General features: G+C 60.0%; 20 protein-coding genes. 4 read left to right on the forward strand and 16 right to left on the reverse strand.

Annotated features, from left to right (window positions below; translation table 11 throughout):
- Position 1 precedes the first annotated feature (1 nt).
- Positions 2 to 499, forward strand: a complete 498-nt coding sequence (locus tag AB4N53_RS04400; RefSeq protein WP_460118493.1) for a DUF2269 family protein — start codon at positions 2 to 4, stop codon at positions 497 to 499.
- On the opposite strand, the gene AB4N53_RS04405 is transcribed toward AB4N53_RS04400, so the two are convergent.
- Together AB4N53_RS04405 and AB4N53_RS04410 are read right to left on the reverse strand one after the other, a co-directional pair.
- Positions 482 to 934, reverse strand: coding sequence for a thiol-disulfide oxidoreductase DCC family protein (locus AB4N53_RS04405; protein ID WP_460118495.1), 453 nt, complete (start codon positions 932 to 934; stop codon positions 482 to 484). The two genes, AB4N53_RS04400 and AB4N53_RS04405, sit on opposite strands and share 18 nt — an antisense overlap.
- A gap of 51 nt (positions 935 to 985) precedes the next feature.
- Entirely contained in the window at positions 986 to 1,906 is a 921-nt protein-coding gene (locus tag AB4N53_RS04410; RefSeq protein WP_460118497.1) for an AraC family transcriptional regulator, read from the reverse strand.
- 88 nt (positions 1,907 to 1,994) lie between these two features.
- Here AB4N53_RS04410 and AB4N53_RS04415 point away from each other — a divergent pair, with 88 nt between their 5' ends.
- Positions 1,995 to 2,963 (forward strand): oxidoreductase, encoded by a 969-nt coding sequence (locus AB4N53_RS04415; protein ID WP_460118499.1) that lies wholly within the window; start codon positions 1,995 to 1,997, stop codon positions 2,961 to 2,963.
- A gap of 54 nt (positions 2,964 to 3,017) precedes the next feature.
- Here the strand turns inward: AB4N53_RS04415 and AB4N53_RS04420 are convergent, their stop codons facing one another.
- Positions 3,018 to 3,893 carry a LysR family transcriptional regulator gene (locus AB4N53_RS04420; RefSeq protein ID WP_460118502.1) on the reverse strand — a complete coding sequence of 292 codons (876 nt, stop codon included), beginning with the start codon at positions 3,891 to 3,893 and terminating at the stop codon, positions 3,018 to 3,020.
- Between the two features lie 98 nt (positions 3,894 to 3,991).
- On the opposite strand from AB4N53_RS04420, the gene AB4N53_RS04425 reads away from it, so the two are divergent.
- Positions 3,992 to 5,161, forward strand: coding sequence for a mandelate racemase/muconate lactonizing enzyme family protein (locus AB4N53_RS04425; protein WP_039764111.1), 1,170 nt, complete (start codon positions 3,992 to 3,994; stop codon positions 5,159 to 5,161).
- Positions 5,162 to 5,263: 102 nt separating this feature from the next.
- Positions 5,264 to 6,571, forward strand: a complete 1,308-nt coding sequence (gene dctA / locus AB4N53_RS04430) for a C4-dicarboxylate transporter DctA (RefSeq protein ID WP_016774313.1) — start codon at positions 5,264 to 5,266, stop codon at positions 6,569 to 6,571.
- Between the two features lie 47 nt (positions 6,572 to 6,618).
- Here the strand turns inward: dctA and AB4N53_RS04435 are convergent, their stop codons facing one another.
- The 13 genes from AB4N53_RS04435 to xylA form a co-directional block, all read right to left on the reverse strand.
- On the reverse strand, positions 6,619 to 7,029 hold the full coding sequence (locus tag AB4N53_RS04435) for a DUF1850 domain-containing protein (RefSeq protein WP_460118505.1): 411 nt from the start codon (positions 7,027 to 7,029) through the stop codon (positions 6,619 to 6,621).
- On the reverse strand, positions 7,026 to 9,053 hold the full coding sequence (locus AB4N53_RS04440; RefSeq protein WP_460118507.1) for a TRAP transporter permease: 2,028 nt from the start codon (positions 9,051 to 9,053) through the stop codon (positions 7,026 to 7,028). Before AB4N53_RS04440 ends, AB4N53_RS04435 begins: the two co-directional genes overlap by 4 nt.
- A gap of 71 nt (positions 9,054 to 9,124) precedes the next feature.
- Positions 9,125 to 10,075, reverse strand: a complete 951-nt coding sequence (locus tag AB4N53_RS04445) for a TAXI family TRAP transporter solute-binding subunit (protein ID WP_460118509.1) — start codon at positions 10,073 to 10,075, stop codon at positions 9,125 to 9,127.
- An 80-nt stretch (positions 10,076 to 10,155) separates the two neighbouring features.
- Positions 10,156 to 11,439, reverse strand: a complete 1,284-nt coding sequence (gene dctM / locus AB4N53_RS04450; protein ID WP_016774319.1) for a C4-dicarboxylate TRAP transporter large permease protein DctM — start codon at positions 11,437 to 11,439, stop codon at positions 10,156 to 10,158.
- Complete coding sequence (locus AB4N53_RS04455) at positions 11,436 to 12,068, reverse strand: TRAP transporter small permease (protein ID WP_076563315.1); 633 nt, start codon at positions 12,066 to 12,068, stop codon at positions 11,436 to 11,438. The genes dctM and AB4N53_RS04455 overlap by 4 nt, the downstream gene beginning before the upstream one ends.
- A gap of 62 nt (positions 12,069 to 12,130) precedes the next feature.
- On the reverse strand, positions 12,131 to 13,126 hold the full coding sequence (gene dctP, locus AB4N53_RS04460) for a C4-dicarboxylate TRAP substrate-binding protein DctP (RefSeq protein WP_460118513.1): 996 nt from the start codon (positions 13,124 to 13,126) through the stop codon (positions 12,131 to 12,133).
- Between the two features lie 167 nt (positions 13,127 to 13,293).
- Positions 13,294 to 14,220: a DMT family transporter gene (locus AB4N53_RS04465; RefSeq protein ID WP_460118515.1), complete on the reverse strand. Its 927-nt coding sequence runs from the start codon at positions 14,218 to 14,220 to the stop codon at positions 13,294 to 13,296.
- 190 nt (positions 14,221 to 14,410) lie between these two features.
- On the reverse strand, positions 14,411 to 15,772 hold the full coding sequence (locus AB4N53_RS04470; protein WP_460118517.1) for a purine-cytosine permease family protein: 1,362 nt from the start codon (positions 15,770 to 15,772) through the stop codon (positions 14,411 to 14,413).
- Positions 15,773 to 15,785: 13 nt separating this feature from the next.
- Complete coding sequence (locus AB4N53_RS04475) at positions 15,786 to 16,460, reverse strand: cysteine hydrolase family protein (RefSeq protein ID WP_460118519.1); 675 nt, start codon at positions 16,458 to 16,460, stop codon at positions 15,786 to 15,788.
- Between the two features lie 524 nt (positions 16,461 to 16,984).
- Positions 16,985 to 18,121 carry a sugar ABC transporter permease gene (locus AB4N53_RS04480; protein WP_016774325.1) on the reverse strand — a complete coding sequence of 379 codons (1,137 nt, stop codon included), beginning with the start codon at positions 18,119 to 18,121 and terminating at the stop codon, positions 16,985 to 16,987.
- Positions 18,122 to 19,678 carry a D-xylose ABC transporter ATP-binding protein gene (gene xylG, locus AB4N53_RS04485; protein ID WP_039758957.1) on the reverse strand — a complete coding sequence of 519 codons (1,557 nt, stop codon included), beginning with the start codon at positions 19,676 to 19,678 and terminating at the stop codon, positions 18,122 to 18,124.
- A 157-nt stretch (positions 19,679 to 19,835) separates the two neighbouring features.
- Positions 19,836 to 20,837, reverse strand: coding sequence for a D-xylose ABC transporter substrate-binding protein (gene xylF, locus AB4N53_RS04490; protein WP_016774327.1), 1,002 nt, complete (start codon positions 20,835 to 20,837; stop codon positions 19,836 to 19,838).
- Between the two features lie 147 nt (positions 20,838 to 20,984).
- Positions 20,985 to 22,301 (reverse strand): xylose isomerase, encoded by a 1,317-nt coding sequence (xylA, locus tag AB4N53_RS04495; protein WP_460118522.1) that lies wholly within the window; start codon positions 22,299 to 22,301, stop codon positions 20,985 to 20,987.
- Between the last annotated feature and the right edge of the window lie 142 nt (positions 22,302 to 22,443).

Here is a 22,443-nt window from a genome sequence, read left to right on the forward strand (position 1 = left end):
GATGCTCTATCTCTGTCTGAAGTATTTGCATGTGATCGCAGCGATTTTCCTCTTTGGTTTCGGCATGGGCTCCTATCTGTACCTGATCGCCGCCAGCCGCACCCGCAACCCGCAAGTGATCGCCCATGTCGCGCGGATGGTCGTGCGTTTCGATACGTGGATCACCACGCCCGCCGGGTTCGTGCAGGTCATCACTGGCTATCTGCTGATGCGGCTTTCCGGGCTTTCGATGAGCACCGAATGGCTGCTGACTTCGCTGATCATTTTCTTCTGTGTGGGCGCGTTGTGGCTGCCGGTGCTGGTATTGCAAAAGCGTTTGCAGAGCATGGCGCTGAGCGCGGGGGAGGCTGGCCAGTCGCTGGATGATCGCTACGCGAGCACTTACCGCTGGTGGTTCTGGATGGGCATTGCCGGGTTCGCCGGGATGTTTGTCATCGTGCTGATGATGGTGACGAAGATGACGCCGCTGCAACTGCTCGGGTCAGCCGTGGGCCTTTAGAAAACGGCTTTCGTGATCCGCTGTTGGTAGCAGGCAAGTGTCGTACCTGCCGAACAGTCGATAGCGATTTAGCGCAATGCGATCGTAAGCCCAATCGCGCAGGCCGCGCGGGAAGACTCGCAGCAGTTTCAGCGGCTGCCAGCGTCCCGGTAGTTGCCCGACCACTTCCAGGAATGCATCCGAGCGCTCCCAGTAATGCCGGTCGCGAATCACCGCCATGGTGTCGAACTCATCCAGCGGCAGACCGGCCCATGCCAGCAAGGCCTGGCCCTCGGGCGATTGCACCGCCGCCAGCCGCACACGGCGCTGGCGGTCATGGCGAATCAGAAAGCGCGCCCAGCCGTTGCACAGTTTGCACACGCCGTCGAACAGCACCACAGTTTCGTCGGGCTTGAGCAGTGGCGCGGGGCTAGGGCGGGTTTTCATGGCAGGCATCGGCGGATGTCCTTGGCGGCGGTTGTCGCGATCATAACCTCGATCGTTGGGCTACAGGAGGGGGTCGCGCCGGTATTGCCCCGGCGATACTCCGTGGACTCGGCGGAAGGCAGCGCCAAACGCCGCGTCGGACAGATAGCCCAGTGACGCGGCGACAGTCGCCACAGTGTCCCGACCATTGCGCAAGCGAAACGCGGCCACGCGCATCCGCCAGCGCGTGGCGTATTCGACCGGCGCCAGACCCATGCGTGTCTTGAACAGCGCAGCGAAACCGGAGCGCGACATGCAGGCAATCTCGGCCATTTGCGTGAGTCGCCAGGGCTTCTCCGGAGCACCGTGAACGGCGCGCAAGACGCCGGCAAGCGCCGGTTCCCGCAGCCCGCCCAGCCAGGCCAGTTGTTCGGCATCCGCGCTGTTGATGTGATGGCGCAGCGCATGGATGAAGATCAGCCGCAGCAGGTCGTTGCACATCGCCTGCGAGCCGGCCTGATGTGATGGCCACTCGCGGCCCAGTTCATCAAGCAGCCAACCGAACGATGAGGCGCCTGCGGTTTCGGCACGAATGATCAGCGAGGCGGGCAGCACATCGAGCAGCTCTGTTGCGCCTGGACCTGAGAGCGACACGCTGCCTCCCAGCAGCTCGACTTCCTCGCCGACGCCAAAGGTCGCCGAGGCGCCGTCATGGGCGAAAACATCCGCTGCATTCACCGCCTCGACGTCGGCGCCGCTGGCCAGAATGAACGGCGTGCGCGACACCACAAAACAGTCGCCGGCCCGCAGCAACTGCGCCGGCAAGCCCTGCATGCGCAACCAGCATTCGCCTCGTCGCACCACGTTGAATTTCAGTTCGATGGGTTGAAAACGCAGCGCCCACACGCCGCCAGCCTGTAGCCGAACCGAGCAGGCTGCGCGCAGTTCCGAGAGCGCCAATACGGCAGAAAGCGGATCGCCAGCAGGATTTTGGATGATCACGACAGAAACCTGGATTTATCAGACTGGTTCGTCCGTAGAGCTTAGCCAAGAATGAAGACCTTCGATAGCTCACTCAGGATTAACGCTCATGACTACGCTCCAACAACCTGTGGAATCACCGTTCAACGCCGCGAGCACAGCGGCTGAAGTCATGGCCGGCATCGATCTGCGCGGGCAGCTCGCTGTGGTCACCGGCGGCTATTCCGGCCTGGGTCTGCTGACGGTGAAAAGCCTCGCGGCGGCGGGCGCGCAAGTCATCGTGCCGGCCAGAGATACGGCGCGGGCAGAGGTGGCATTGGCCGGTGTTGAAGGTGTCCGCGTGACACCCATGGACCTGATGCAGGCTGAATCGGTGGCGGCGTTCAGCCAAAGCGTGGTCAGCGCGGGGCAGCCAGTGTCATTGCTGATCAACTGCGCCGGAGTCATGGCCGCGCCGTTGCTGCGCGATGCCGATGGCCATGAAAGCCAGTTCGCGACCAATCACTTGGGCCACTATCGCCTGACCTGCGGCCTCTGGCCGGCGCTGGTCAGGGCTGGGCAGGCGCGGGTGCTGTCGGTGTCCTCGCGCGGGCATCAGATTGCCGGGCTGGACTTTGACGACATCTATTTCCTGCAACGGCCGTATGACAAATGGGTCGCGTATGGTCAGTCGAAAACAGCCAATGCCTTGTTTGCCATCGCGCTGGATCGGCGCGGACGCAGTCATGGCGTTCGTGCGTTCTCATTGCATCCGGGGCAGATTCTGACGGATCTGGCACGGCACTTGAGCACGGCGGAACTCGCCGCATTCGATGCGCTGGACGAGCAGGGCCGGCCACGGCTGGATGCCCACAACGGGCTGAAAACGCTGGAGCAGGGCGCCGCGACGGGGTTGTGGTGTGCGACCAGCGCGGCGCTTGCGGATTTGGGTGGCGTGTATTGCGAAGACTGTAATGTTGCGCCGATCAATCAACCTGAAGCGGGCCGCAAGGGCGTTGCGCAATGGGCGGCGGATGCTGAGCTGGCTGAGCGACTTTGGGCGGTTTCGGAGCAGTGGACGGGGCTGACCGTGGCATGACTGGAAATAAAAAGCTCAACAGTCGAAAGCCCCTCACGCTAGCCTGAGTCAACATCACCCACCCAGCTTCGCCCAGAATTCCTCGGCCGAATGACTGATCGGTGCCGTCGGGCGAGTCAGATGGATTTCCAATGGAATGTCCCAGCTTTCATCCAGCGCCCTGACCAGGCGCCCGTCGGCCATTTCCTGCTCGGTCAGGCTTTTCGGCAGCCAAGCCACGCCTTTGCTTTCCAGCGCCATCGACATCAGCACTGCCGCCAGATGGCTGCTGAACAGCGGTTTCAAATGCAGATAATCGGCCTTGCCGTGCAGCCTGTGGGCGACGATTCGGCCCAGACCGGATTCGTGGGTATAGGCCAGATAGGGCAGAGTTTCAGGGGAAGTGTCGAACTGGGCTGAAGCACTCGCCAGCGGCACGAGCACGTCTTCGCCGACCTTCTTGCCAATGAACTGATCAGGCGCCAGCAACGGCGGAACGTCAGGATGGCGATGGCACAGCAGGAACTGCACCTGGCCATGAATCAACATCTGTTCGCACACGGCCATGCTGTCGGAGTGCAGGCGAACCGCGTCGATTGGCGCGCCATTCTCGGCGCTGCGCAACCAGCGTGGGAAGAAGGTGAATGACAGCGAATGAGTGGCGGCAAACTGCAGGGTTTTCGCCGCCATGCCCGCCACTTCCTGCGCCTCGGAGCGCATGCGGTAAAGGCGTCTGGCCGCTTCCTGCGCACTGGGCAGAATCTGCCGGCCGGCCTCGGTCAGCGTCGCGCCTTGCGGGGTGCGCACGAACAACTCCACCCCCATCCAGTTCTCCAGCGAGCGCACTCGGCGACTGAACGCCGGCTGCGTCACATGGCGCGCTTCGGCGGCCCGGACAAAGCTGCCGTACTCGGCCAGCGCTGAAAAATCCTCAAGCCAAACCAGTTCCAAGGGCAATGCCTCCTGTGCATAGGGCGCGGCATTAATAGCATTGGGCGGGTGTCGTCGCAACGCATAACGTTGGGTCACCACAACAAGAGGAACCCGTCATGCGTATCGTCGATATCCGTGAAAAAACCGTCTCCATCGCTTCCCCGATCGCCAATGCCTACATCGATTTTTCGAAGATGACCTGCTCGGTCGTCGCGGTCATTACCGACGTGATCCGCGACGGCAAACCGGTCATCGGTTACGGCTTCAACTCCAACGGTCGCTACGGCCAGGGCGCGTTGATGCGCGATCGCTTTCTGGCGCGGATCACCGAGGCCGACCCGGAGACCCTGATCGATCACGAGAACAATAACCTCGATCCGTTTGCCATCTGGAAAACCCTGATGACCAACGAAAAACCGGGCGGGCACGGCGAGCGTTCAGTAGCGGTCGGCACCATCGATATGGCGGTGTGGGATGCGGTGGCGAAGATCGAAGGCAAACCGCTGTATCGCCTGCTCGCCGATCGTTATCGCGATGGCGTCGCCGATGACAAAGTCTGGGTGTATGCGGCGGGTGGTTATTACTATCCGGGCAAGGACCAGACCAAGCTCAAGGCCGAAATGCAGAGCTATCTGGATCGTGGCTACGACGTGGTCAAGATGAAGATTGGCGCGGTGCCGCTGGACGAAGATATCCGCCGCATTGAGGCGGTGCTCGAAGTGGTGGGCGACGGCCAGCGCCTGGCGGTCGACGCTAACGGCCGCTTCGATCTGCAGACCGGTATCGCCTACGCCGAAGCGATCAAGAAGTACAACCTGTTCTGGTACGAAGAAGTCGGCGACCCGCTGGATTATGCGCTCCAGGCCGAGCTGGCCAATCACTACGAACTGCCGATGGCCACTGGGGAAAACCTGTTCTCTCACCAGGACGCCCGCAACCTGTTGCGCCACGGCGGCATGCGCCCTGACCGCGATTACCTGCAATTCGACTGTGCGCTGTCCTACGGACTCGTCGAGTACATGCGCACCCTGAAAGTGATGGAAGAGCTGGGTTGGTCCTCGCGCCGCGTGGTGCCGCATGGCGGTCACCAGATGTCGCTGAACATCGCTGCCGGTCTGCACCTGGGCGGCAACGAATCGTATCCGGACGTGTTCCAGCCATTCGGCGGGTTTGCCGATGGCATCCGCGTGGAAAACGGCTACGTCGGGCTGCCGGATATTCCGGGGGTCGGCTTCGAAGCCAAATCTGCGCTGTATGCCGTCATGCGTGAATTGGGCGAGGGCTGATTCGGTTTCATCTGCGGCCTCGGTTTCCGAGGCCGCAGCTTCAGGCGTCATCCGCGACGCCAAAGCCACATGCCCACCACAACAATAAAATGAGGTGCTTCCGTGGAAACTTCAAAATCGCGCTGGTACAGCCAGCTCTATGTGCAAGTGCTGATCGGCATCGTCATCGGCGCTGCCATCGGTTACTTCGTGCCCGACATCGGCGCCAAGCTGCAGCCGTTCGCTGACGGTTTCATCAAGCTGATCAAGATGCTCCTGGCGCCGATCATTTTCGGCACGGTAGTGGTCGGTATCGCCAAGATGGGTAGTATCAAGGAGGTCGGGCGCATCGGTGTGAAAGCGCTGATCTACTTCGAGATTCTTTCCACCATCGCTCTGGTGGTCGGCCTGATCGTAGTCAATGTGGTCAAGCCCGGCGCCGGCATGAACATCAACGCCGGCACCCTCGATGGCAGTGCTGTCAACAAATACAGCCAAGCAGCGAGCGAGCAGGGCGGTCTGGTCGAGTTCTTCCTCAATATCATCCCGCATACCTTTCTCGGCGCTTTCTCCAATGGCGTCATGCTGCAAGTGATTCTGTTGTCGGTGCTGATGGGCGTCGCCTTGGTGCAAATGGGCGAAACCAGCAAGCCGCTGATCAACACCATCGATCTGTTCCTGCAAGGTCTGTTCAAAATCGTCGCGATGGTCATGCGTCTGGCGCCGTTGGGCGCGGGGGCTGGCATGGCGTTCACTATCGGTAAGTACGGCATCGGCACCTTGCTGTCGCTGGGGCAGTTGCTGGTCGCGCTGTACATCACCACGCTGATTTTCATCGTCGTCGTACTGGGCGCGGTGGCGCGATGGTCGGGCATGCCGCTGATGCAGTTTCTGCGCTACTTCAAAGATGAAATCCTGATCACCCTGGGCACCTGTTCGACCGAAGCAGTGCTGCCGCGAATGATGGTCAAACTGGAAAAGCTCGGCTGCAAGAAATCCGTGGTCGGCATGGTCCTGCCGACGGGCTATACCTTCAACGCTGACGGCACCTGCATCTACCTGACCATGGCGGCGATCTTCATTGCCCAGGCGACCAACACACCGCTGACGTTCATGGATCAAATGATCCTGCTCGGCGTGTTCCTGCTGACCTCCAAGGGCTCGGCCGGTGTGGCGGGAGCAGGGTTCGTGACCCTGGCGGCGACCCTCACCACCATTCACTCGATACCTCTGGTGGGCCTGGTGTTGCTGTTGGGCATCGACCGCTTCCTCAACGAGGCGCGAGCGGTGACCAACCTGATTGGCAACGGCATCGGCACCATCGCCATTGCCAAGTGGGACAACTCCTTCGATGTCGAAGCGTGCGAGCGGGAAATCGCTGCCATGAAACACGCCAAGGCTGCACGCAAGGCGCTGCTGGCGCACAAGTAATCCGCGCAACGTGGCGATGTTGGCGACAGCTCGCCACGGTTTCCTGGCTAACCATCATGCGATGCCGATAGCGTGGTCATTTCGCAACTCCACAACTGCAAGAACGGCTGGCTGATTCTGGCCGGCCCAACCCATCGGCTGACCAATTCGCACTTGCCGTCCATGCATAACTGGTAATCGCCGGCCTGCGGGGTTCGGCCCAATTGCAGTGGTTGCAGCGGCGGCAAGTGGCGTCGGAAATGCCAACTGCCGTTCTCCAGCCGAGCATCGTCGGGTATCTCCATGCCAGCGCCGTTGCCGCGAACCCTGGCCTCCTGCAGAACCAGGCCTTGGGCCGTGACGCTGTAGTCTTCTTCCCAAAGGATTTTTTCGATGCTGTGGGTCCATGCCAAGGTGAAATTCGTTACCGGCAACTGGGCCCAAATGCTGCCGGCCAGACCCAGGCACAAGCCGATCATGCATTGACCGCTGCTGCGCGCCGTGAGCGCCAGAGGTGTTGCACGATGACCAGAATCCCGAGTGCGAAGCCGATTTCATCGGTCACCGGCAGTGCCACGATCAGCAGGGTGCCGGCGCCGAGACTCAGCACTCGTTCCCAGAGCAGCATTTTCTGTTGTAGAAAACCGGTAGACGCCATGCCCCACAGACCAACCGCCAGTAGAGTCTTGATCAGCATGTAGGCAGTCGCCCACAAGTTGTCGCCTTGCAGCATCAGGGCCGGGTTGTAGACCGCCATGAACGGGATGACGAAACCTGCCAGCGCAATGCGCACGGCCCACAGGCTGATCTTGAAGCCGCTTTCCTTGGCGATCGGTGCGGCGGCAAAGCAGGCGAGGGCGACCGGCGGGGTCAGGTCGGCGAGGATGCCGAAGTAGAACACGAACATGTGCGACACGATCAGTGGCACGCCCAGCTCCAGCAGGGCGGGCGCTGCGATCGAGCTGGTGATGATGTAGTTGGGAATGGTCGGAATGCCCATCCCCAGCACCAGGCAGGTGATCATCGTCAGGATCAGCGACAGCAGCAGGTTGTCGCGGCCGATGGCGAGAATGTAGCCAGCGAACGTCGAAGCGACGCCGGTGAGCGAAACGATGCCGATAATGACACCGACCAACGCGCAGGCGATGCCCACCGGTACCGCGTGGCGGGCGCCCTCGACCAGCGCGTGCAGGCAGATCAGCAGCGTTTCACGACCGCCCTTGATGAAAGCGCAGACCAGCACCAGGACGGCAATGACCGCAAAAATCACCGCGATGCCAAGCTGGAAAAAACCTGTGCAGAGCACGCCCAGGGCAATCCAGAACGCACAGCGCAGGCCAAAGCTGTGCACCCTGAAAATGATCGCCGAGCCAAGAATCACGATGGCGGTCAATGCCAAGCCGACCATGCCCGAGAACAGCGGTGTGCGCCCGGAAAACAGCAGGTAAACCAGAACCAGCAGAGGAATCAGCAAATACCAGCTGGTTTTCACCGCGCCCCATGCGCTGGGGCATTGGTCTTTGGGCAAGCCCTTGAGGTTGGAGCGCTTGGCTTCCAGATGGACCATCCAGAACACCGAACCGAAATACAGCAGGGCCGGAATCAGCGCCGCCTTGGCGATCTCGACGAAGGGCACATTGATGGTTTCAGCCATGATGAAGGCGACTGCGCCCATCACCGGAGGCATGATCTGGCTGCCCATGCTGGAGGTGGCTTCCACGCCGCCGGCGAACGCGGCGCGATAGCCAAAGCGCTTCATCAGCGGAATGGTGAATTGCCCGGTGGTCACGACGTTGGCGATCCCGGAGCCGGTGATCGTCCCCATCAACGCCGACGAGGCCACGGCCACTTTTGCCGGGCCTCCCAGCTTGTGACCGAACAAGCCCATGGCGAAGTCGGTGAACAGCTTGATCATGCCGGCCTGCTCGAGGAAAGCGCCAAACAGGATGAACAGGAAAATGTAGGTCGCCGATACGTAGGTCGGCGTGCCGTACAACCCTTCGGTGCCGAAGGACAGCTGGTTGATGATCTGGTCGAAACCGTAGCCGCGATGGGCCAGTTCGCCTGGCAGGTATTCCCCGAACAGGCCGTACGCCAGGAACAACCCGCAAATCACCGGCAGCGCAATGCCCATCACCCGTCGCGCGGCTTCGAATACCAGAGCAATCAACACGATGCCGATAACCAGATCGGCCGACGTCAGATCACCGGAACGCTGGATCAGGTCGGCCTCGAACACCCATTGATACAGCGCGGTAGCGATAGCGGCCAGGCTCAGCAGCCACGCCAGCGGTTGCCACGGACGGTCTGTGCCGCGTGCGGGATAACTGAGAAACACCACCCACAGCAGGAAGCCGACGTGCACCGCACGCAGCACCTGGCTGGAGAGAGGTGAGAAGGCTGCGGTGACGATCTGGAAAATCGAGAACAGCAACGCTACGTAAAACAGGGTTTTCGGCCAGTCCCGTGGGTTCGCGGAAATACCGTGATGCTCGTCACTCATTGGCTGCCTTCCTCATGACCACACAAAGGAATCGACGCTGCAGTGGCCGTCACGCCACTGCGCACAAGCGCTTATAACGCGCCTTTTTCCTTGTAGTAGCGTTCGGCGCCGGGGTGCAGCGCGATCGGCAGGTTTTTCGCAGCCGCTTCCAGCTTGATGTCCTTGGCCGCCGAATGGGAGTTGCCCAGGCGCGTCAGGTTGTCGAACAGCAGGCGGGTCATGTCATAGACGACGTCATCCGGCAGGTCGGCGCGGGTCACCAGAATATTGGTGATTGCCACGGTAGGCACGGCTTCGGCCTGTCCGTCGTAGGTGTTGGCCGGGATCATTGCGCTCTGGTAGGCCGGATTGCCGATTTTTGCCACCACTTCACTCGGGATAGCCACGTAGTTCAGCGGCATCACCGAAGCCAGGTCACGGATGGCGGCCATGCCCAGCCCCGACGATTGCAGGGTGGCATCCAATTGCCGGTTCTTGATCAATTCCACCGATTCGGCAAACGGCAGATATTGCACCTTGCCCATGTCCTCGTATGTCAGGCCGGCCGCTTTGAATATCGCCCGCGCATTCAATTCGGTGCCGGATTTGGGCGCACCGACCGAAATGGTCTTGCCCTTGAGATCGGCGAGGGTTTTGATCCCCGACTCCTGGCTGGCGACGATTTGAATGTAATTGGGATAGGCGCCGCCCAAGGCGCGCAATTTGGTCAGCGGTGCTTTGAAACCGGCGTCTTCCACGCCGTTTTTGGCGTCGGCGACTGAGTCGCCCAAAGCCAGGGCCAATTCGCCGCGTCCGGCCTGCAGCAGGTTGAGGTTTTCTACCGACGCTTTGGTGGCCTGCACCGATGTCTTTGAACCGGCAATGCCGTCGCTGTAGATTTGCGACAGACCGACCCCGATCGGGTAGTAAACCCCGCTGGTTCCGCCGGTGAGGATATTGATGAACACGGGCGCCGCCTGCGCAGCACTGCTAAGGGTCAGCGTGGCGGCGGCCAGCAGGGCAAAGCGTGTTTTGACTCGCATGGGAGCACTTCTCCGTCTTGTTATGGTTTTAAGCAGAGTGATTGCACTTTAGTCGATCCTGGCTGAACGTGATCGCCACTTCAGTTCATCCCCAGCCAGTTCGGCAGCACCAGTGAGATCCAGGGTACGTAGGTAATCAGGATCAGGAACAACAGTAGAATCGACAACCAGGGCATCGCGGCTTTAACCGTGGCGGGCAAGGACATGCCGGTCACCGCCGAGGTCACGAACAGGTTCAGGCCCACCGGTGGCGTGATCAGGCCGATCTCAAGGTTGACCACCATGATGATGCCGAGGTGAATCGGATCGATGCCCAGTTTCATCGCGATAGGGAAAAGGATGGGCGCCAGGATCAGGATGATCGCTGACGGTTCCATGAACGCGCCGGCAATCAACAGCACAATGTTGACCACCAGCAGGAACGTCACCGGCGTCAGGCCGGCGTCGATCACCCAGGCAGTGATTTGTTGAGGTAACTGTTCGGTGGTCAGCACGTGGGCGAACAGCATGGCGTTGGCAATGATGAACATCAGCATGATGCTCAGCTTGGCCGAGTCGAGCAGAACCTTGGGGGTCTCGCGAAAGGTCAGATCCTTGTAGACGAACAAAGCGATGAAGGCCGAATAGACGGCTGCCACTGCGGCAGCTTCGGTCGGGGTGAACATGCCCGAATAGATGCCGCCGAGGATGATCACCATCAGCAACAGGCCCCAGATTGCCTTGCGTGCCGTACTCAGAAACTCGCGAAGCGTTGCACGGGGCAAGGCGGGGAGATTTTTCTTCACCGCGACGATGTAGATCGCCACCATCAAAGCGGTGCCCAGCAGCAGGCCAGGCACCACGCCGGCCATGAACAGCTTGCCCACGGAGGTTTCTGTCGCGGCGGCGTAAACCACCATCACAATCGACGGCGGGATCAGGATGCCCAGCGTACCGGCGTTGCAGATGATCCCGGCGCCGAAGGCCTGCGGGTAGCCAGAGCGGACCATTCCGGCAATCGCAATCGAGCCCACCGCAGCGACCGTGGCGGGACTCGAACCGGAGAGGGCGGCAAACAGCATGCAGGCCAGCACCGCCGCAATGGCCAGGCCGCCGCGAATATGCCCGACACAGGCGTTGGCGAAGTCGATCAGCCGGCGGGCGACGCCACCGGTGGTCATGAAGGCCCCGGCCAGCAGGAAGAACGGAATGGCCAGCAGCGTGTAGTGTTCCGAGGTCTCGAACAGTTTGATCGCCAGCGAGCGCACCGAGTCGGGACTGAAGAAAATGATCGTCAGGGAGCCGGCCAGCCCCAGTGAAATGGCGATCGGCACGCCGATGAACATCAAGGCGAACAGGGCCACGAACAGGAAGGCGATGGTCATGGCTTGTCATCCTCGTGTTCGGCTAGTTTCAGCGCGTCGGCCGCTTCATCGGCCAGCCCGAGGCCGGTCTGACGGTTGAGCAGGATGCGCAGGAGAATTTCAGCGAAGCGGATGAACACCAGCGCGAAGCCCAGCGGCACGATCAACCCGACATGCCATTGCATGACGCCGAAATGGCCGAGATCCTCGGCGCCGATACCGGCGTTCATCAAGGTTTCAATCCATTCGAAGCTGGCGACGCCGAGCAGTCCCGCGTAGGCCAGGCAGCAGAGGCAGGCGAGGATGCCGATGTAGCGCTGCACCGATCTGCGTGCCAGTTTGACCAGTGCGTCGACACCGATATGCCCGGCGGTACGCACGCCATAAGCCAGGCCGAAAAAAATCAGCCAGCCGAACAGCGCTTTGGTCAGGGCTGTGCTCCAGGTCATGGCCTGCGCCATGCCCATGATCTGATCGCCCACGGCGAACAGCGGGACACTCGCTGCCGGCCAATGATCGGCGAGCCAGTAAAACAGACTGTAGAAGTTATTGAGGATCACGTAGACAAACGTGACGAGGGTCATGGCCGCCAGAAGGAAGACGATGAAGCCTTCCTCGAAGTGTTCCCAGATTCGCCGAAGCGCTTTCATGGATGGCATCTCACGTCGAGTGAAGACGGGCAGGCGCCGACTTGGCGGCGCCTGCCTTGCGATTATTGCGCCTGGTTTGCGGCTTCGGCAGCAGAGATCAACTCAGGGCCGATTTCGCCTTCGAACTTCTTCCAGACCGGTTTCATCGCATCGCGCCATTGCGCACGTTCTTCTGGCGTAAGCGTGATGATTTCCGTGGTTTTGGCGGCAAGGATGCGTTGCTTGTCACCCTCGTTCAGTTGCTGGGCTTCGTTGTTCACGTGAGTGGTGACTTCCACGACGATCTTGTCCAGTTCGCTGCGCACGTCGGGTGGCAGGCCGTTCCAGAATTTGGTGTTGGTGATCAGCATGTAGTCCAGTACACCGTGGTTGGATTCGGTGATGTATTTCTGCACTTCATGCATCTTCTGGCTGTAGATGTTCGAGTAAGGATTCTCCGCCCCGTTGACCACACCGGTCTGCAGGCCTTGATAAACCTCGGCAAAACTCATCTTGCGCGGATTGGCGCGCACCGCCTTGAACTGCTCTTCCAGCACCGCCGAGGCCTGCACGCGGAACTTCAGGCCGCGCGCATCAGCGGGCACACGCAGTGGCTTGTTGGCCGACAGTTGTTTCATACCGTTGTGCCAATAAGCCAGGCCGGTGATGTTTTTGCTTTCCATGGATTTGAGCAGGCCCTGACCCTGCGGGCTCAGTTGAAAACGGTCGACAGCGTTGATGTCATTGAAGAGGAAGGGCAGGTCGAACAGCTGCACGGTCTTGGTGTACTGCTCGAACTTGGCCAGCGACGGCGCAATCATCTGCACATCGCCGAGCAACAGCGCTTCCATTTCCTTGCCATCACCAAAGAGCGAGGAGTTGGGATACACCTCGACCTTGACCTTGCCCGGCAAGCGTTCCTCGACCAGTTTCTTGAACAGCAACGCACCTTGCCCCTTGGGCGTCTGGTCAGCGACCACATGCGAGAACTTGATGATCACCGGGTCTGCCGCCATGGCCGGGTTCATGCTGCTTACCGCCAAAGCGCAGGCAAGTGCGCTGAACAGAGATCTGAGCATCTGGGTGATTCCTCTTGTTTTTATTGTGATGACCGCTCGACGCGCTGAACGCGTTCAAGTGCCGGGACATGTTCAAGTCTAGGCAGAAATATCTGATTTGCCGGGGAATTGACGAGAAAGGGCAAAACACTGACAGCAGGCCGGACTGTCAACTTTCACAGGCAAAGTTACTGGCCATCTTTTTGGGCGCGGATGACCAGCAAGCCGGCAATCAAAATCAACGCCATTCCTGCCCATGTAAAAATATCCGGGACCTCGTGGAACAGCACGTAACCCCAAAGACAGGCAAAAACCAGGTAGGCGTAATCAAACGTGCCGATCAGTGCCGCAGGCGCGATTTGATAAGCCTTGGCGGTAGCGGTGTTGATGAAGACCAGAGCGCAGGCATAACAGAAGATGAACAGCGTCACTTGCCAATCAAGCGATTGCCATGGGGAGAGTAGAAAACCGGCACTTGTGGCAGTCGTGTCACTGACCATCAGCGAAGCGATACCGCCGAGGCTGGCAGCGACGAGGAAAGCGGTATTCAATCCCAGGGCCAATACCAGTGGATGTTCACTGCGACAGTGTCGGCGCGTCACTACCATCGCAAGCGCGTAGAACACAGCAGCGATGACGGGCAACAGCGTTGCGAGAACGAAGATGTCCGAGCCTGGACGTAACACCGTTGCGACACCCGCAAAGCCTGTTCCTATCGCCACCCAGCCACGCAGTGATAACGGCTCACCTCCATAAAGGGTGGAAAAAAGCGCAATGAACAGGGGCGTCGTGTAGATCGCCACGGCAGCGACTGATAATGGAATCAGCGGTAATGCCGCGTAGTAGGTTACCCACATCAACAAAAGCAGGATGCTTCGGACGGTCACCCAGTACAGCGATGTAATCCCTTGGCGGCCCGATCTGATGCGTCTGCCGAGCCAGACGCCAAGGGCGGGAACCGACAGACAAGACACCAAGAGGAACAGCTGCCAGAGCGGTAGGCGAGTGCTGAAGTATTTGACCGCTGCATCGGCCAGGGAGAGCAGAAAGACAGCAGCGCTGATCAGCACTATGCCCTTGGAAACGCTGTCGCTGGTCGCATTGTGCTTGCTCACGCACCGTGCTCCTGTTCCGTCAGTGAATTGCGATCCTAGCAGACGTTCGTGCATTACAGATGGTTAAGGTCCGGCACTGCGTATGAGATGCGCATGCCCTGACGGGCTGGTTCGAAGACGGGCTGACGTCTGCGCTGACAGACCTCAGCCCTTGTTTCCGGGCTTTGGAAAGCAGATCTGTTCTGCTCAGTCAGACGCCCGTTGCCTTGAGCAGCAGCGAACCGCGCCGGCGCATGAGGGCGTAGTAAGCGCACGCAGGGAACAGCAAGCCAACGGCCCACGCCAGGTCTACGCCTTGCAGGCTGGTGGCAACAGGCCCGACGTACATGGAGGTGTTCATGAACGGAATTTCCAGAGCAATGGTGCAAAGGAATACTGCGATTGCTGTCCAGTTCACCCGACCGTAGATGCCTGCCGGATCGAAGATGTCGGCAATCCGGTAAACGCCTTTGCGCAGCGCGTAGTAGTCGACAAGATTGATCGCCGTCCAGGGGATCAGAAAGTAGCTCATGAAAAAAATGAAATTCAGGAAGAACTGCAGAAAGTCGTCCTGCGCCAAAGTGCATAAACCGGTTGCGATCGTGCAGATGATCAGCAGGAATCCCGCACGTACAGACGGGGTGATTTTGAGCGCAGAGAAAGGCTCGATCATCGTGACCGTCGACATGAAAGCGCCATACAGGTTGAACACGTTGATGGCGATCTGGCCGTAAAGCACGAATGCCACCATCAACAGCGTGCCTCCTCCGAGCAGGCCTATAAGATGCAGCCCGACGTTATCGGAGAACCCCACCATGCCCTTGGCCAGCACGGCGCCTAACAACATCATCCAGCTTCCGCCGATAACGGTACCGGCGTAGCTGTACCAGAACACTTGGCGGGTGGATGTGTCGCTCGGCAAATACCGAGAGTAATCCGCCACGTAAGGTGCGTAGGACAATTGCCAAGTGACCGCGATACTGACGGAGGCGAGGAAGCTGACCAGATTGAAACCCTGCGCGGTCCATTGGCCGGTCTCTATCGGCAGCGCGAGGGCGAGCAGGGTGGCGATGCCGAACACGGCAATCGAAACCAACGAGAGCACCTTCTGCACGCGATGGATCAATTGGTAGCCGAACAGCGCGACCAGGAAGCATGCCGCGCCCAGCAGAGCGATGTTGCCAGCGGTGCTCAACGGGCTAAGGTTGCTGACCGCCTGAGCAGCCAACAGCGTGTTGCTGACGAAAAAGCCCAAGTAAATAAGCATGACGAACAGCAGCGGGACGATAGCGCCGAAAACCCCGAATTGTGCCCGGCTCTGGATCATCTGCGGAATACCCAGTCTCGGCCCCTGCGCGGAGTGCGAAGCCATAAAGATTGCACCAATCAGCGAACCGATAAGGATCGATAGCGCACTCCAGAAAAGATTGAGTCCCAGGCTGATGGGCAACACTCCAGCCGCTACCGTGGTGATGTTGGCGTTGGCACCAAACCAGACGAAGAACAGGGAACGTGGCCGACCGTGACGCTCGCTCTCAGGGATAAAGTCGATGCTGCGTTTTTCAACTTTCATGTCTGTTCTCCGTTCAGCAGGCGTCGACGAGGCGGCGTTGAAAGCGCGCTACGACTTGTGGGAATTCATCTGGCTGGAAGGCGAGGTGATCGGGTTCTGCGGTTCGAAGCGATGTTGCCGGCTCGTTGTTCCAGCGTCTCGACAGCTGCTCGGTGGTAAAGAGCTCCAGCCCGTACAGCCAGTTGGACAGGATGAACAGTGCCGAGTAATGCGCTCCCTCTGTAGTCGCACTACAGGCGTCAGCGACAAGGCTGACCTGGAAGTCGTGCTGATAGGCGTCGAACAGACTGCTCATGACACACACATCCGTCAGCACGCCGATGACCACCAGTTGCTTGATGCCTCGGCGGTTGAGCATCTGAGCCAAACGGGTGCCGTGGAAGGCGCTGTAGCGGCGTTTATCGATGACGACGTCAGCGTCTCGAGGCGCCAGGGCATCAATGATCTCGATCGCAGATGTGCCGGCGCGGTAAGTCGTCGGCCTGCCTTGGTCGTCTACCGTTTCGCCCAGCGCCAGATCGCGGCCCGGAGCGTCGTTGACGTGGCGGGTATAGAAAATCGGGATGTGCAACTGGCGAGCGCGATCGATCAGGGATGCGGCGTTATCGACCACTTGATCGAAGCGTTCGAGCGGGAAGCCATCTTCCTTTTGCATATCGATCACAAGCAAGGCGGTGTTTTGGTTCATCAGGTTTGTTCCGGATGCAGAGCGCCGGGCGAGCCGGAGGGACTCACCAGGAAACTCGGTAATGACGGTGCGCAGCGATCCGCCAAGGCGGAAACTGCGAGAGATCGAGAGAGACTCTCGTCGGGAGGTGTTACCTGACTATCTGCCAGAAGCCGTTTTGCTTTGCGCTCACGCAGGATGGCAGCCGAGGCAGCACGATGGAGGACGAAGAGCGGAATCGACGGAGATAACGCGCCATCGCTGCGCACGGCAACGCACACACCGCGCTTGAAGAGCGGGTGTGAGCGTCGCCGAATTGTGCGGAGGATGCAGGCATGGCCATAGACCTTGAGCGCGATATGCACTGGAGGAGCAAGATACGGGCCAAGCTCTGCAAGGCCTTCGAAGCCATTGAGCCAGAGCGGACCAAGCGTTTGAAGCAGCGTTTAATGGTATCTGGTATTCCATAATATTGTGTTACGTAGCGTAGCAGCGGGTTGCGTTCTTGCTCCCTTTTGAAGCAGATCCCTCCAGGCTCGCGGTGATCAACGCCGCGCCGTGCGCGTACTCACATCCACCCAGACCGCCAACACCAGAATGCTGCCCTTGACGATCATCTGCCAGTAGCTATCGACGTCAAGCATGGACATGCCGTTGTCCAGGCTGGTGATCACCAGCGCGCCGAGGAGGGCGCCGTAGACGGTGCCGGAGCCGCCGCGCATGGAGGTGCCGCCGATGAAGCAGGCGGCGATGGCGTCGAGTTCGCCCATGCTGCCGGCCGAGGGTGAGCCGGCGGCGAGGCGTGCGGTGTTGACCACGCCGGCGAGGGCGCACATCACGCCCATGATGCCGAAGATCCACAGCTTGACCGCCTGCACATTGATGCCTGACAGGCGCGTGGCTTCCATGTTGCTGCCGACCGAATAGACCCGGCGGCCGAACACGGTCTGGCTGGTGACGTAGCTGAACACGCCGAGCAGAATCAGCAACAGCAGCACCGGCACGGGAATGCCGTCATAGCTGTTGAGGGTCTGGACGAAACCGGCCAGCACCGCGCCGATCACCAGCACGCGCACAACATCACGCACCAGTGAATGCGCCGCCAGGCCATGCAAGGCGCGATTGCGTCGTTGTTTCCAGGTCAGGAACACCGTCAGCACAAACAGCAGCACACCCAGGCCAGTGCCGATCGCGTGGGGCAGATAACCCTGGCCGACGTAGACCAGCTCCGGCGATACCGGGGCGATGGTGGTGCCGCCGGTGATCCCCAGCAAAATCCCGCGAAACGCCAACATGCCGCCCAGCCCGACGATAAAGGACGGGATGCGCAAGTACGCCGCCATGTAGCCGTTGGCGAGGCCGATCATCAGGCCGCACAGGGCGACCAGACTCAGATTCGCCAGCAACGGAATGTGATAGACCACGTCGAGTATTGCCGCGAGGCCGCCGAGCAGGCCGAGCAATGAGCCCACCGACAAATCGATCTCGCCGCTGATGATCACCAGCACCATGCCGCAGGCCAGAATTCCGGTGATCGACATCTGCCGCAGCAGGTTGGAAAGGTTGCGCGGGGTGAGGAAACCGCCTTCGGTCTGCCAGCTGAAGAACAGCCAGATCAGCACCACGGCAAATACCAGCGCGAGCATCTTGTAGCGGGTGAACAGTTGTTTGACCTGATTCATTTACGCGGTTTTCCGATCATTATTGTTATGGCTGCCCGGCTGGCTGAGGGCGGCGGCGAGTACCTGTTCCTGGGTCAGCTCATGGTTGACGAAGTCGCCGCGCAACTGGCCTTCGCCGATCACCAGCACGCGGTCGGACACGCCGAGTACTTCGGCCAGTTCCGACGAAACCATGATGATCGACACGCCTTCGGCGGCCAGCGCGCCCATCAACTTGTAGATTTCATACTTGGCGCCGACATCCACGCCTCGGGTCGGCTCGTCGAGAATCAGCACGCGCGGTTTGGCCAGCAGCATTTTCGCCAGCACGGCTTTCTGCTGGTTACCGCCCGACAGGCTGGTGATCGGCAGGGACGGACTTGCGGTCTTCAGATGCAGCCGGGAGATTTCCCGGTCGATGCAGCCCAGTTCGGCTTCGGCATCGATGCGGGTCATTTTCGAATAACTCTCGAGCACGGCGAGGGTGATGTTCTGGCCGACACCGAGATCCGGAATGATGCCCTGGCGCTTGCGATCTTCAGGCACCAGGCACAGGCCGGCACGGATCGCTTTCAGCGGCGTGCGCGTGTCGATCGGCTGGCCGTCCAGCCAGACTTCGCCTTCGTGGCGGCCGGGGTAGGCGCCGAACAGCGCGGTGACCAGTTCGGTCCTGCCGGCGCCGACCAGCCCGGCAATGCCAAGAATTTCGCCGCGCTTGAGGCTGAAGGAAATGTCGTCGACCCGTTTGCGCTTGGGGTTGTCGACGTCGTAGCAGGTGATGTGGCGCGCCTCGAAAATCACCTCGCCAATCTCATGCGGCTCGCTGGGATAAAGGTTGCTCATTTCGCGGCCGACCATTTGCGTGATGATCTGCGGAATGTCCATATCGGCCATGGCGGTGGTAGCGATGTGTTTGCCGTCGCGGATCACCGAAATGGTGTCGCACACGGCGGCGACTTCATCGAGTTTGTGCGAGATGTAGACGCAGGCGACGCCCTTGGCTTTGAGGTCGCGGATGATGTCGAGCAGCACTTCGATTTCCGAGCGGCTCAGGGCCGAGGAGGGCTCGTCGAGGATCAGCAGACGCGCCTGTTTGTTCAGCGCCTTGGCGATTTCCACCAGTTGCTGGTAGCCGCCGCCGTACTGCGAAACCGGCAGCGACACGTTCATGTCCGGCACTTTCAATTCACGCATCAGCGCTTCGGCGCGGTGGATCATCGCCGGGTAGTTCATGCGCCCGCCGGGCAGCGTCAGCTCATGGCCCATGAAGATGTTTTCCGCCACCGACAGGTCGGGAACCAACGTCAGCTCCTGATGGATGATGACGATGCCGGCGGCCTCGGTTTCGCTGATCGATTGCGCCCGGAGCGGTTGTCCGTCCCAGAGGATTTCGCCGTCCCAGGTGCCATGGGGATAGACCGCCGAGAGGATCTTCATCAGCGTCGACTTGCCGGCACCATTCTCGCCGCACAGGCCCACGCATTCACCGGGGCGGACCTTGATGTCGATGCCGTTCAGCGCCTTGACACCGCCGAAGGTTTTGACGATGCCGTTCATTTGCAGCAGATAGTCGGACATGGAAAAGGCTCGTATATCAGGAACTCAAACACCACTGAACCTGTGTGGGAGCGAGCCTGCTCGCGAAGGGGCATTTTCAGCCAGAGCTTTACTGACTGACACTCCGCTTTCGCGAGCAGGCTCGCTCCCACAGGTCTGACCAGGATTTATGGCCGGATCACTGCCCGGCGATCTGCGCCTTGGTGTAGAAGCCATCCTGTTCGAGCAAGTCGATGTTGTCCTTGGTCAACGGGGTCGGCGTGAGCAGGATGGTGTCGACCTTTTTGCTGCCGTTGTCGTACTGCGAGGTGTAGGCCGGCTTTTCGTTGCGCGCCAGTTGCACCGAGAGCTTGGCCGCTTCGGAGGCGATGAGTTTCAGTGGTTTGTACACGGTCATGGTTTGCGTGCCGGCGATCACGCGTTTGACGGCTGCGAGGTCGGCGTCCTGACCGGAAATCGGCACCTTGCCGGCCAGTTGTTGCGCGGCCAGTGCCTGGATGGCGCCGCCAGCGGTGGCGTCGTTGGAGGCGACAATGCCGTCGATTTTGTTGTTGTTACGGGTCAGCGCGTTTTCGACGATGCTCAGCGCTTCGGTCGGGTTCCATTCCTTGACCCACTGCTGGCCGACGATCTTGATATCACCCTTGTCGATGGCCGGCTGCAGCACCTTCATCTGGCCTTCACGGAGGATCTTGGCGTTGTTGTCGGTCGGCGCACCGCCTAACAGAAAGTAATTGCCCTTGGGCGCCGCTTTCAGCACGCCGCCGGCCTGCATTTCACCGACCTTTTCGTTATCGAAGGAAATGTAGGCGTCGACATCGGCGTTGAGAATCAGCCGGTCGTAAGACACCACTTTGATCCCGGCTTTCTTCGCCTCGGCCACGGCGTTGGTCAGCACTGTCGCGTTGAACGGCACGATGACGATTACATCGACGCCGCGAGAAATAAGGTTTTCGATCTGCGAAATCTGCTTCTGCTCGTTGGCGTCCGCCGATTGCACGAAGACTTTGGCGTCCATTTTTTCCGCCGCCGCGACGAAGTAATCGCGGTCGCGCGACCAGCGTTCCAGACGCAGATCGTCAATGGAGAAACCGATTTTCGGGTGGGTGGCGTCGGCCATTACCGGCAGGGCCAACAACGCCAGGGCACTGGCCAACAGCGTACGTTTCAAGTTCTTCATGGTGGTGCGTCCTTTTATTTTTGTTGGAAAGACACGGCCTGACGATGAATCGGGCTGGTAGAACTGTAGAGAATCTGCCGACGCAGCAGGCACAGAATTGTCGTGCAATTGTCACAGCGTGGTTGCGTCGGCAGAGGGTCTCGGCGATCAGCGATACAGGTAACGGTTGACGATGTTTTCGAGCATTTCCTGACGGCCACTGACGGCTTGCGGGTTCAGCTCGTTGGTAAACGCGTGCTCGGCCAGCGACTCGAGATTGAAGTCGCCCGCCATCACCGCTTGCCCGAACGGCTGACGCCAGCCGGCGTAGCGTTGGTCCTTGAGCACTTGCAGTTGATCGTTCTCAACCATCGCAGCGGCGCGTTCCAGCGACAGGGCGAGAACGTCCATGGCGCCAACGTGGCCGTGGAACAGGTCGATCTCGTCGAGGCTCTGCCGGCGCACCTTGGAGTCGAAGTTGAAACCACCATTCTTGAAACCGCCGGCCTTGAGGATTTCATAGGTCGCCAAGGTCATTTCTTCGACGCTGTTGGGGAACTGGTCGGTGTCCCAGCCGTTCTGCGGATCGCCACGGTTGGCGTCGATGCTGCCGAAAATTCCCAGCGAGGCGGCGGTGGCGATTTCGTGATGAAAGCTGTGGCCGGCCAGGGTCGCGTGGTTGGCTTCGATGTTGACCTTGATTTCCTTCTCCAGGCCGTAATGCTGGAGAAAGCCGAACACCGTGGCGCTGTCGTAGTCGTACTGGTGCTTGGTCGGCTCCTGTGGCTTGGGTTCGATCAGCAGGTCGCCGGTGAAACCGATCTTGTGCTTGTGCTCGACGACCATGCGCATGAAGCGCCCGAGTTGTTCGCGCTCGCGTTTCAGGTCGGTATTGAGCAGGGTTTCGTAGCCTTCGCGACCGCCCCACAACACGTAGTTGGAGCCTCTGAGGCGATGGGTCGCATTCATCGCGCTGAACACTTGCGCAGCGGCGCAGGCGAACACTTCCGGATCGGGATTGCTCGCGGCACCGGCGGCGAAACGCGGATTGCTGAAGCAGTTGGCGGTGCCCCAGAGCAACTTGATGCCGCTTTGTTCCTGATGCTGTTCGAGGCGGTCGACCATTTGCGCGAAGTGTTCGCGGTACTCCTTCAGCGAGTTGCCTTCGGGGGCGACGTCCGTGTCGTGAAAGCAGTAGTAATCGATGCCCAGTTTGCTGAAGAACTCAAACGCGGCTTCTGCCTTGCCGATGGCCAGTTGCATCGGTTCGCCGCTGCGTTGCCAGGGGCGTTTGAAGGTGCCGGCACCGAACACATCGGAGCCGGGCCAGACGAAGGTGTGCCAGTAGCAGGCGGCCATGCGCAGGTGTTCGCGCATGGGTTTGCCGAGGATCAGTTTGTCGGCGTCGTAGTGGCGGAAAGCGAGGGGCGAATCACTGTTCGGGCCTTCGTAGCGAACCGGCTCGATATTGGGGAAGTACTGCATGGACCTTGTCCTTGTTGTTCTTGGCGGTGTCTCGATACTAGCAACGGCCCCGTGCCCGCTGATTATGAAAAGCCTCAACTGCGAGTGCGATTTTGCGTATTGAGCTTCTGCGTCTTCGCGCCTAGTCTGTGTCCATCGCTGC

The organism is Pseudomonas sp. H3_E04 (assembly GCF_054668915.1).

Bases quoted from the DNA above. Each gene is read 5' to 3' on its own strand.
- xylA (WP_460118522.1), bottom strand. From the start codon at position 22,301: ATGCAGTACTTCCCCAATATCGAGCCGGTTCGCTACGAAGGCCCGAAC.
- AB4N53_RS04435 (WP_460118505.1), bottom strand. From the start codon at position 7,029: ATGATCGGCTTGTGCCTGGGTCTGGCCGGCAGCATTTGGGCCCAGTTG.
- AB4N53_RS04455 (WP_076563315.1), bottom strand. From the start codon at position 12,068: ATGAAAGCGCTTCGGCGAATCTGGGAACACTTCGAGGAAGGCTTCATC.
- AB4N53_RS04475 (WP_460118519.1), bottom strand. From the start codon at position 16,460: ATGAACCAAAACACCGCCTTGCTTGTGATCGATATGCAAAAGGAAGAT.
- AB4N53_RS04480 (WP_016774325.1), bottom strand. From the start codon at position 18,121: ATGAATCAGGTCAAACAACTGTTCACCCGCTACAAGATGCTCGCGCTG.
- AB4N53_RS04445 (WP_460118509.1), bottom strand. From the start codon at position 10,075: ATGCGAGTCAAAACACGCTTTGCCCTGCTGGCCGCCGCCACGCTGACC.
- AB4N53_RS04440 (WP_460118507.1), bottom strand. From the start codon at position 9,053: ATGAGTGACGAGCATCACGGTATTTCCGCGAACCCACGGGACTGGCCG.
- AB4N53_RS04400 (WP_460118493.1), top strand. From the start codon at position 2: ATGCTCTATCTCTGTCTGAAGTATTTGCATGTGATCGCAGCGATTTTC.
- AB4N53_RS04415 (WP_460118499.1), top strand. From the start codon at position 1,995: ATGACTACGCTCCAACAACCTGTGGAATCACCGTTCAACGCCGCGAGC.
- dctM (WP_016774319.1), bottom strand. From the start codon at position 11,439: ATGACCATCGCCTTCCTGTTCGTGGCCCTGTTCGCCTTGATGTTCATC.
- AB4N53_RS04405 (WP_460118495.1), bottom strand. From the start codon at position 934: ATGCCTGCCATGAAAACCCGCCCTAGCCCCGCGCCACTGCTCAAGCCC.
- xylF (WP_016774327.1), bottom strand. From the start codon at position 20,837: ATGAAGAACTTGAAACGTACGCTGTTGGCCAGTGCCCTGGCGTTGTTG.
- xylG (WP_039758957.1), bottom strand. From the start codon at position 19,678: ATGTCCGACTATCTGCTGCAAATGAACGGCATCGTCAAAACCTTCGGC.
- AB4N53_RS04425 (WP_039764111.1), top strand. From the start codon at position 3,992: ATGCGTATCGTCGATATCCGTGAAAAAACCGTCTCCATCGCTTCCCCG.
- dctP (WP_460118513.1), bottom strand. From the start codon at position 13,126: ATGCTCAGATCTCTGTTCAGCGCACTTGCCTGCGCTTTGGCGGTAAGC.
- AB4N53_RS04470 (WP_460118517.1), bottom strand. From the start codon at position 15,772: ATGAAAGTTGAAAAACGCAGCATCGACTTTATCCCTGAGAGCGAGCGT.